This is a genomic window from Candidatus Acidiferrales bacterium, from assembly GCA_036514995.1.
Classification (GTDB): Bacteria; Acidobacteriota; Terriglobia; order Acidiferrales; family DATBWB01; genus DATBWB01.
Genome location: DATBWB010000131.1, coordinates 1 through 8,868 on the forward strand (window position 1 = coordinate 1; position 8,868 = coordinate 8,868).

Sequence of the window (8,868 nt, forward strand, 5' to 3'; positions counted from 1 at the left end):
TGGATGAAGACATCTTCCAGGGTAGGTTTGGCTACGGTCACGGCATCGATCTGTCCCGGGAAGGCTTCCACCAACTGGGTGAGGAACTCGTGCCCGCGCTCGTGTTCCAGCCTGACAGTTTCGCCGATGACGATGGGCTTCGCTCGGAATTTATCCTCGATTTGACGCCGGAGCTTCTCCGTCTCCTTTGTCTCCAAAACGATGACATCGCCGCCAATCCTGGCCTTTAGAGATTGCGGCGATCCCAGGGCGACCAGCTTCCCTCGATCCAGAATTCCCAGGCGGTCGCATCGCTCCGCCTCCTCCATATAGTGTGTGGTCAGGAGTATCGTGACGCCATCTTGCTTTTGCAGGTCACGGAGCTGTTCCCCAAAATCCTGGCGCGCTCCCGGATCGAGTCCAGTGGTCGGCTCATCAAGCAAGAGAAGATCGGGCGAGTGGAGGAGTCCCTTGGCGAGTTCGACCCGCCGACGGAGGCCGTCGGAGAGTTTTTCTACGATCTCGTGGCAGCGATCCGCCAAGCCGACGCGGCCAAGCATCTCCCGGACCCGGCGGCGGAGAACTTCTCCGCGAAGGCCATAGAGATGTCCCTGGTGGCGAAGATTTTCCCAGGCGGTCAACTTCCTGTCGAGACTTTGAGATTGAAAAACCACGCCGATGCGCCTTCGAACCTGGCGGGGAGCCCGGGCAACATCTTCGCCGAAGATGCTCGCTTTTCCAGCGGTGGGGAGGAGCAAGGTGGAGAGAATCCGGAAGACCGTGGTCTTTCCCCCGCCGTTGGGCCCCAGGAGTCCGAAGATCTCCCCCGCCTCAACCGTAAAACTCACTTCCTGGAGGGCAGTCCAGCCGCCGTATCTATGGGTGAGACCTTCCACGGCGATGAGGGTTTTTTCGGGCATTTTTTCGGCCATGAAGAATGGTAAGACGTGAGCAAGAGCTGTTACCGGCAAGTTCCCTATCTCTTGATGCGTTGGTTCGGCACTGCGTCCACAAGTTTGGTGCCGGTCTCAAAAGTTCGCATGCCTTCATGCCAATTTGTCCCACATCAACAACCCGTACACCAGTGGAATGTAGATCACCGAGGCATGCACCAGTCGCCGAGCCTGCGTCTTGGACCTGGACATGGCCGCCCACACCCCGCATTGCAGAAACACCAGCCCCAGGACGAGGGCTCCAAAGAAGTAAAGGGAGCCGGCCATGCCCAGCAGAGCAGGACTCAGGCTCACCGGAACCAGAACCAGCAAACACCCTACAATCTGGCGGAAGGTAGCGCGGCCCTGCGCATCCTCGACCGACAGCATCCGAATGCCACCCCGGGCGTAGTCTTCGCGGTAGATCCAGCCAATGGCAAGGAAGTGCGGGAACTGCCACAGAAACAGAATCGCGTAGAGAATCCACGCCTCAAGGCTGAGGTCACCGCGAGCCCCCGCCCACCCAATCAGCGGCGGCATGGCCCCCGGGAAAGCCCCAACGAGCGTGCAGAGGGTTGTTTTCTTCTTGAGCGGCGTGTAGAGAAAAAGGTAGCCGCTCAAGGTCAGGAAGGCCAGCAGGCTCGAGAGGAAGTTGACGAAGAGCGCGAGCTGGAACGCGCCGCCAGCCGCCAGCGCTACTCCAAACCAAAACGCTTGTCGCGGAGCAAGCCTTCCAGCAGGCAGCGGCCGGTTGGCGGTGCGACGCATCCTGGCGTCGGCGTCGCGCTCCATGAATTCATTGAGTGTCGCCGTTCCGGCGGCGACCAGAGCTGTCCCGATCAGCGTGTGAAGCAGCAGCAGAACCTTCCAGGCGCCCTGGGCCCCCAGGTAGAAGCCGACCGCAGTGGTGAAGACCACAAGGAAGTTGACCTCAGGCTTGGTCAGCTCCACGTAGTCCAGGAGGCGGAGCCGGCCTCCCGAAGCTTCGGGATGAGGGGCGGGTCGAACCAAGCTCAGATTGGCTTTGAGCCCTTGCATCACAGGCTTCATGGCGTGACCTTCTGCGGCATGGCCGCCAACAACCGATCAGCTCTTGCCGGCACCCACCGCCGGTAGCAGCGCAAGGTGAGCACAAGGCTCGAAGCCAGCGTCAACGCGCCAAAGGCAACGTGGGCCACACTGAGCGCCACCATGGAGAGCATCGGCTGCGGCGCTTCTCTCGTGTCCATCTTGGTGAAATAGGCCCCGGCGCCCAGGACGAGCTGGAACACAAGCAGCCCGCCAAGCACCATCGCCGGGTGCAACAGATCGAGCTGACCCGCATGCCTCCGCATCACCGTTCCGGCCGTCCAGCCCACGCCGATGGCGACAACGGCCGCTCCCACCAGGTGCGGCATGATCCCCACCCCGAACCCGGAAGCGTCGGGGCGCGACGAGTGGCGGAAGGATGCGCCGAGAACAAGCTGCAAGAAAATGGCGACGGTGGTGGCAACGCACAGATAGGGGAGAGGCGGGTGGAGCGAGCCCGCGATGGGCGGCGCCTCCTGCTCCCACTTCGGCGAGGTAAAGAGCGCCAGACTCACCGTCAGGCAGAAAAAGAGTTGCCCTAAACAGGCATGGCTCACCGAGATGGGAAGGGGCAGAAAAAAAAGAACCGTGATGCCTCCGAGAGCGCCTTGCAGAACAACGGCGAGGAGCGCAGCCAGCCCGAGACGGCGAACCCATCTTCGGGGCTCGCTTCGCCAAAGCCAAATCGCCAGCAACGTCGTGAGCAAGCCGACAAACGTCGCCACCATGCGGTGGCCGTGCTCATAGAAAATATTGCCGACCATCGGCGGCATCAATCTTCCAAACGATAGCGGCCAGTCGGGCACCGAAAGGCCAGCGTCCTGGCTCGTGACCAGCGCTCCGGCAATAATCAAAAAAAAGGTCGCGCACGCGACGACCGTCGCATACCGGTGAAGCCAAATGTTGTTCTTTGTCTCGCCTGTTCCCACCCGTTTTCCCCCTGCTCCGATCCCGTCGTGAACGAAGGTGGCTGCCGGGCCCATCCCGTTCAGGCAACGGGGTACCGATACTCGAAGCGCGCAGACTCGAACCCCGATGAAATCTTGGTCGCCAGGCCTTCGTTCCACTCTTGCTCGTGCCCCGGCTCTCGAAAATCCTGGTCGTTGAACCTATTCCGCCTTCGGAAAGCAACCACGAAAATGCCGATAAAGATCAGCAGCGGAGGAATCAGCAAGAGGATGATGCCGCTTTGCAACGCCCGGATGGCGCCCGCTTTCGCTGCCGCAGCGTTGTTGTAACACATCGCGCAGGACTGGGCGGACGCGGCGGTCGAAACCAGCAAGGTTGCCCCTGCTGCCGCCACTCGTGCCGTCCATTTTGTCACGCGCTTCAAGAACACAAGCGATTCCTTCTAAGAGCCGGCTATCTCGGCCTCAACTCATACAGGCGAAGGCTGTCGGGAAAAAACACAAACAGCAGAATGATGATGAGAACCAGGGCCGGCATCAAGGTCACGGCCAGGCTGCGCTTTTCGTACCGCAGGTGCATGAAGTAGGAGATGATGAGCGCCCCCTTGACGAACGACAGGCTCATCAGCAGCCCCAGCATGAGCTTGACCTCGAGGTGCTGATAGGCAAGCACGACCTCAACGCCCGTAATCGCCAGCAGCCACATCCACACGAACATAAACAGTCGTTTGCTGCCGGCGGCGTGCGCGTGCTCGGTTGTCTGCTTCATGGGTTTGCTCGACCTCCGAAGACTAAATTGTTTTGGCCGACATCAAGTAAACCAGCGGGAAGATGAACATCCACACCAGGTCAACGAAGTGCCAGTAAAGTCCGCTGACCTCCACGTCCTCGGAGGTAAATTTCCCCCGCGCTTGTCCGGCCGCGATGACACCGAGATAAAGTACGCCGATGGTGACGTGGGTCATGTGAAGCCCGGTGAGGCTGAAAAACGCCGCTCCAAACAGGGGAGTTCCCCAAGGGTTCTGGAAAAGTCGGACGCCTTCGCGAATGAGTTCACTCCACTCATGCGCGTGCAGGACAACAAACGCCAGCCCGCCGAGCATCGTCGCCAGAAGCCATCGGACCACGTGCGGCCGCTTCCCGAGTTTTGCCGCCCGCACCGCCATGACCATCGTCACGCTGCTGGTCAACAGCACGACGGTCATCACCGTGGCATTGGCGATGCTGGGCCAGAGGAGGAAGGGCGTGGGCCAGGCCCGGCTGGCCACCCGCACGTAGCTGTAGGCGATCAGCAGCGCGGAAAAGGTGATTGCGTCGGAAACAATGAAGAGCCACATGCCCAGCTTCTTCGAACCAATCGCGTAGGGAGCGACTCCGCCGCTCCATGCCGACTCGGCGGCGGTTTCCTCGAAGCCAGCGCCCCCGACGCGCATCACCTCTTCGCTAGCCATTCTTATTACCTCCCTATCATCAGCAGCAGGAGAACGTAGATCCAAAGTCCGTCCATGAAGTGCCAGTAAATCGCGGTCACATCCACGGCCGTTCGCTTTTCCGGCGCGAGGAGATACCGCCGGGCTCGAAAGACAACATAGAAAAGGGCGCAGATGCCTCCCAGCAGGTGCGCGCCATGCGCCGCGGTCAGCAGATAGAAGAAAGAGCTGCTCGGATTCGTGGCCAGGTAAACTCCCCGGGAGGCCAGCTCGCGCCAGGCAATCAGTTGACCGGCGATAAAGGCCAGACCGAGCCCCGCGGTGGCGTACCACCAGCGGACGAACCCCTCCCCCAGGCCAACCGCCAGCGACTTTCGCGAGAGCTCCAACGTCAGGCTGCTGGTGGCAAGCAGCAGAGTGTTCAGCCACAGGATGGGCGGAAGCCCGGTAGCCACCCAATCGCTCGACAGCCCTTTCCGCACGATCAGGGCGCTCGAGAAAGCCGCGAACAACATCACGATGGCCGCCAGCGCGACCCACATCCCCGTCCGGTAGGTTCGAGCGGGAACGGCCGGGCCGTAAGCTTCCCAGCGGCCGCCGCCAAAACCGTCATCGCCAGAGCCGCTCCCGTCTCGTCCGAAGCGGTCCGTGCTCGAAGCAGCTCTTGGCTTGGTCGGACTTATGGTTGACGATGCCATACTCTCCTGCTCAAAAACTCTTCGGCCGCTAGCCGGCGCTCACTTTCTCCGCCGAGTCCTGCATGATGTAATCTTGCTTGGCTCCCGGCACACCGTACTCATAAGGAGAGCGATAGACGACCGGATGCTTCCCAGCGAAGTTGTCAAAGGGCGGCGGCGAAGGAACGGTCCACTCGAGCGTGGTCGCTTGCCAGGGATTCGCGGGCGCCCTGGGTCCCTTGAACATGCTCCAGACCAGGTTGAACAGGAAGATGAGTTGAGCCGCGCCGGCGATAAAAGCAGCGATGGAAATGAACACGTGAACATTCATCAAGGATGCCAGGAAGTCAACCCCGCTCAGCGAGGAGTAACGACGCGGATGCCCGACGAGGCCCAGGAAATGCATGGGGATAAAAATGGCGTAAACCCCCACGAAAGTGAACCAGAAGTGAAGGCGGCCCAACCTCTCGTTCATCATCCGGCCAAACATCTTCGGGAACCAGTAGTAGGTGCCGGCGAAGATGCCGAAGATGGCCGCCACTCCCATGATCATGTGGAAGTGCGCCACCACAAACCACGTGTCGTGCAAATAGACGTCGAGCGCTGGCTGGCCGAGGAAAATGCCGCTGAGTCCTCCGGTCACAAACAGCGAAACAAAACCGATGGCAAAAAGCATCGCCGATTGGAAGCGCAGCTTGCCCCCCCAAAGCGTTCCCAGCCAGTTGAAAGTCTTGATGGCGGAAGGGACTGCGATGGCCATGGTCATGACGGAGAAGGCAAAACCCGAATAAGGGCTCATGCCGCTCACAAACATATGGTGTCCCCAAACGGCGAAGCCCAGGAAACCGATGGCCAGCATGGCGTAGACCATGGCCCGGTAGCCAAAAATAGGCTTCCGGGAGAAAGTGGAGAGCACCTGCGAAGTGACGCCCATTCCGGGGAGGATGGCAATATAGACTTCGGGATGACCGAAAAACCAGAACAGGTGCTGCCAGAGCAGCGGCGATCCGCCGCTGCGGGGGATGATCCTGTCACTCACGATCAAACCCGCAGGAATAAAAAAGCTCGTCCCTCCCACCCGGTCCAGCAACAACAAGATTCCGGCGGCGAACAAAACCGCAAAAGACAACAGGGCCAGAACCGCAGTCACGAACCAGGCCCAGCAGGTCAGGGGAAGGCGCATCAGGGACATGCCTCGCGCCCGCAAGTCCAGGATGGTGGCAATGAAATTCAAGGCGCTCAAGAGCGACCCGATGCAGAAGATGGCGATCGAGACCACCCACAGCGTCTGCCCCAATCCCAGGCCCGGACCGGCGGCCCCTCCCACCGCGCTCAACGGCGGATAGGCCGTCCAGCCGGAAATGGGCGGGCCGTCGGTGACGAAGAAGGTGGCGAGAAGCACCGCCAATCCGACCAAAGTCACCCAGAACGACAGCATGTTGAGTCGTGGGAAGGCCATGTCCTCGGCGCCGATTTGGATGGGCAAAATATAGTTTCCGAAGCCGCTCTGGGGAGCCGTCGTCAATACAAAGAAAACCATCAACGTGCCGTGCAGGGTGAGCAAAGAGAGATAATATTCGGGCGTGATGACGCCGCCGGGGGCTCCGAGCGGAGACACCTTGTCCAAGAGAGGGACAAGGGCATCCGGCCAGACCAAATGCAGTCGGATCAGCAGCGAGAGAATCAGCCCCACAAAAACAGAAAACAACGCCAGGAGGTAATACTGGATCCCGATGACTTTGTGATCGAGGCTGAAGATATATTTGCGGATGAAGCCCTTCGGGGCCTCGTGTCGGTGAACGACCTCCGCCTGCATTTCTGCCATTACCTGCCTCCGCTGCCGGCTTCGACGGCGATCATTGTTGTGCCGCCATGTTCTCGAGCCATTTCTGAAAATCTTCTTCCGACATGACCTGGAGAAACGACCTCATCTTGTAGTGGCCCAGGCCACAAAGTTCAGCGCAAACGACTTCGTATCTTCCCGTCCCGGTCGCGGTGAAATGGATGGGGATCTCCATTCCCGGAACCAGGTCTTGTTTGAGCCGCAACTCCCGCACAAAGAACGCGTGGGTAACATCCTTCGAGCGCAGGATCAGTTGAACGGGGCGGTTAACCGGGACGCTCAAGGTGGCGGTGACGATGTCATCTTTAGAAGCCTGATCGCGCGCTCGATCGAGGCCCAAATAGTTGCCGGTGGAATCGTCAACGAGTTCGACGTGGGTGGGACCGAACTTGCCGTCCGGGCCGGGGTAGCGGAAGTACCATTGAAACTGCTGCCCCGTGACCTCAATCGGCAAGGCGCCGGGTGCCGGGCCGGTAAACTGCATCCCGGCCCAAACGCGGAATCCCATCAGATTAAGCCCAATAAAAACGATGGCGGCAGCGGTCGTCCAGGTGACTTCCCAAGCGGTGTTTCCGTGAGAATAGGTTGCCTTCCGGCCGTCGCCCCGGTCGCGGTACCGCCAAACAAAATAGGCAAGGCCGAGCTGTGCGAGAACGAAAATGATTCCGCAGATGATGAACGTCACGGTGAACTGCTGATCGATGGCTCGCCCATGCACGGAAATGTTCACGGGAAACCACCAGACTTGCGCCCACACCAGAACCACGGAGATCAAAGTGATCAGTGCCAGCACCAGCGAAATGATCAGCGCCATAGCTCATCGCTCCAGAGCAAGCTTCTGACACCTCAACTGCTCACGCTTCGGGAGGCAAGCAGAATCTTGGACAGATCAGACGTGTTGAACCGCTCGACCCAACCTCCAAGGTTAACACAGTTTCGCGGGAACGAGGAGACACCGCCAGATCCTTTTTATCGTCACGCCTTCTCCCGTCCCGCGAACCCGGACATCAAGCGCCTGGAACACTCCGAGGAGATCTGCCCCATCCCCCGGTCGTGAACAGGCTCCAGCGGGCTACGAGCTCGCAGAAGTTTTGAAAGTGAATTCGACGGGCTTCGACTCCTTGGCTCCCACGCTCAGCTTTTGTGTTTGCGTTCCGAAAGTGGCCGTCCAGGCCTCGATGGTGTAATCGCCGGGAGGCAGTCCCTTGATCGTGAACGTGCCGTCGCTTCCGGTGACCGCATAGAATGGGTGCTTGGTCACGCCCACATAGGCTTTCATCCAAGGGTGCTGGTTGCACTTCACCGGGATCATGATTTCCGGGCGAGCAAACTTTTGCTCGATGGGGGCGCCGCCGGGCGGTTGAGACATGTTCCATTCCCGGTTGTCCTTGGGCATCGGATGGATGTTGTGCGTGGTGGGGTCTTTGGTCAAAATCCGCAGGGTCTGCCCCGCTTGGATTCCCAGCACATGGGGCGTGTACCGGCAACCATCCTGATCCAGCTCGACCGGTTCCTGCGGGGTCGCGAAGGTGTACTTCTCCGCACCCTCCCTTACGTAAACGAACACGTTGGGCAGCGTCCCGTTGTCGTTGACCTGGCCATCCTCGGCATAGACCGGGCCTTTCTGCTTTTGCACGCAAACGGGATCCTGGTCCATCATGATCCGGTGGAGCTTGGGCTTTGCACCCTGGAAAAGAATCTTGCCGGTGATCGTGGCCACCGTGGCCGGGTCGATCGGGGTAGCTTGCTGTTGCGCTGACGTCGGCCCCTCTTCGGAAACCTCGGTCTTCTTCCCTCCGCAACCTGCCAGGAGCAGCAGAGTAATAACGGTTGGAAGCCAGAGAATTCTTTGCTTATCCATGTTTCAAAACCTTACCTTTCCGTCAAATTGAACTTATGAACAGCATGTGCTTATGTCTAATGCGCCTTCGACGGCACCCCAGGTAGCGCCCCAGCCAAGCTCGAACCGCTTTTCCCCCTCCTTGGCAAGGGAAAGTCCGCCGCTGTGGTTCGCATCCCGAGGAGCCGGCG

Annotated in this window: 10 protein-coding genes; all 10 read right to left on the bottom strand. The window is 59.8% G+C overall.

What is annotated here, in order from left to right; genetic code table 11:
• Nucleotides 1-911 (bottom strand): ATP-binding cassette domain-containing protein (locus VIH17_09050; GenBank protein HEY4683381.1); only part of this gene is annotated, 911 nt, incomplete at its 3' end.
• Between the two features lie 114 nt (nt 912-1,025).
• On the bottom strand, nt 1,026-1,961 hold the full coding sequence (gene cyoE, locus VIH17_09055; protein ID HEY4683382.1) for a heme o synthase: 936 nt from the start codon (nt 1,959-1,961) through the stop codon (nt 1,026-1,028).
• A complete protein-coding gene (locus VIH17_09060; protein HEY4683383.1) occupies nt 1,958-2,962 on the bottom strand; it encodes a COX15/CtaA family protein in 1,005 nt (334 codons plus the stop codon). The genes cyoE and VIH17_09060 overlap by 4 nt, the downstream gene beginning before the upstream one ends.
• 5 nt (nt 2,963-2,967) lie before the next feature.
• Nucleotides 2,968-3,318, bottom strand: a complete 351-nt coding sequence (locus tag VIH17_09065) for a hypothetical protein (GenBank protein ID HEY4683384.1) — start codon at nt 3,316-3,318, stop codon at nt 2,968-2,970.
• 23 nt (nt 3,319-3,341) lie between these two features.
• Complete coding sequence (locus VIH17_09070) at nt 3,342-3,656, bottom strand: cytochrome C oxidase subunit IV family protein (protein ID HEY4683385.1); 315 nt, start codon at nt 3,654-3,656, stop codon at nt 3,342-3,344.
• Nucleotides 3,657-3,678: 22 nt separating this feature from the next.
• Nucleotides 3,679-4,338, bottom strand: a complete 660-nt coding sequence (locus VIH17_09075; GenBank protein HEY4683386.1) for a cytochrome c oxidase subunit 3 — start codon at nt 4,336-4,338, stop codon at nt 3,679-3,681.
• Between the two features lie 5 nt (nt 4,339-4,343).
• Nucleotides 4,344-5,015, bottom strand: a complete 672-nt coding sequence (locus tag VIH17_09080) for a cytochrome c oxidase subunit 3 (protein HEY4683387.1) — start codon at nt 5,013-5,015, stop codon at nt 4,344-4,346.
• Nucleotides 5,016-5,043: 28 nt separating this feature from the next.
• On the bottom strand, nt 5,044-6,819 hold the full coding sequence (locus tag VIH17_09085; GenBank protein HEY4683388.1) for a cbb3-type cytochrome c oxidase subunit I: 1,776 nt from the start codon (nt 6,817-6,819) through the stop codon (nt 5,044-5,046).
• 31 nt (nt 6,820-6,850) lie between these two features.
• Complete coding sequence (gene coxB / locus VIH17_09090; GenBank protein ID HEY4683389.1) at nt 6,851-7,651, bottom strand: cytochrome c oxidase subunit II; 801 nt, start codon at nt 7,649-7,651, stop codon at nt 6,851-6,853.
• Nucleotides 7,652-7,909: 258 nt separating this feature from the next.
• The gene (locus VIH17_09095) at nt 7,910-8,698 is read right to left on the bottom strand and encodes a carboxypeptidase regulatory-like domain-containing protein (protein ID HEY4683390.1); all 789 of its coding nucleotides are present in this window, start codon (nt 8,696-8,698) and stop codon (nt 7,910-7,912) included.
• Between the last annotated feature and the right edge of the window lie 170 nt (nt 8,699-8,868).

Coding starts and splice junctions, on each gene's coding strand:
- VIH17_09085 (HEY4683388.1), bottom strand. CDS start 6,819: ATGGCAGAAATGCAGGCGGAGGTCGTTCACCGACACGAGGCCCCGAAG.
- VIH17_09095 (HEY4683390.1), bottom strand. CDS start 8,698: ATGGATAAGCAAAGAATTCTCTGGCTTCCAACCGTTATTACTCTGCTG.
- VIH17_09070 (HEY4683385.1), bottom strand. CDS start 3,656: ATGAAGCAGACAACCGAGCACGCGCACGCCGCCGGCAGCAAACGACTG.
- cyoE (HEY4683382.1), bottom strand. CDS start 1,961: ATGAAGCCTGTGATGCAAGGGCTCAAAGCCAATCTGAGCTTGGTTCGA.
- VIH17_09080 (HEY4683387.1), bottom strand. CDS start 5,015: ATGGCATCGTCAACCATAAGTCCGACCAAGCCAAGAGCTGCTTCGAGC.
- VIH17_09075 (HEY4683386.1), bottom strand. CDS start 4,338: ATGGCTAGCGAAGAGGTGATGCGCGTCGGGGGCGCTGGCTTCGAGGAA.
- VIH17_09060 (HEY4683383.1), bottom strand. CDS start 2,962: ATGGGCCCGGCAGCCACCTTCGTTCACGACGGGATCGGAGCAGGGGGA.
- coxB (HEY4683389.1), bottom strand. CDS start 7,651: ATGGCGCTGATCATTTCGCTGGTGCTGGCACTGATCACTTTGATCTCC.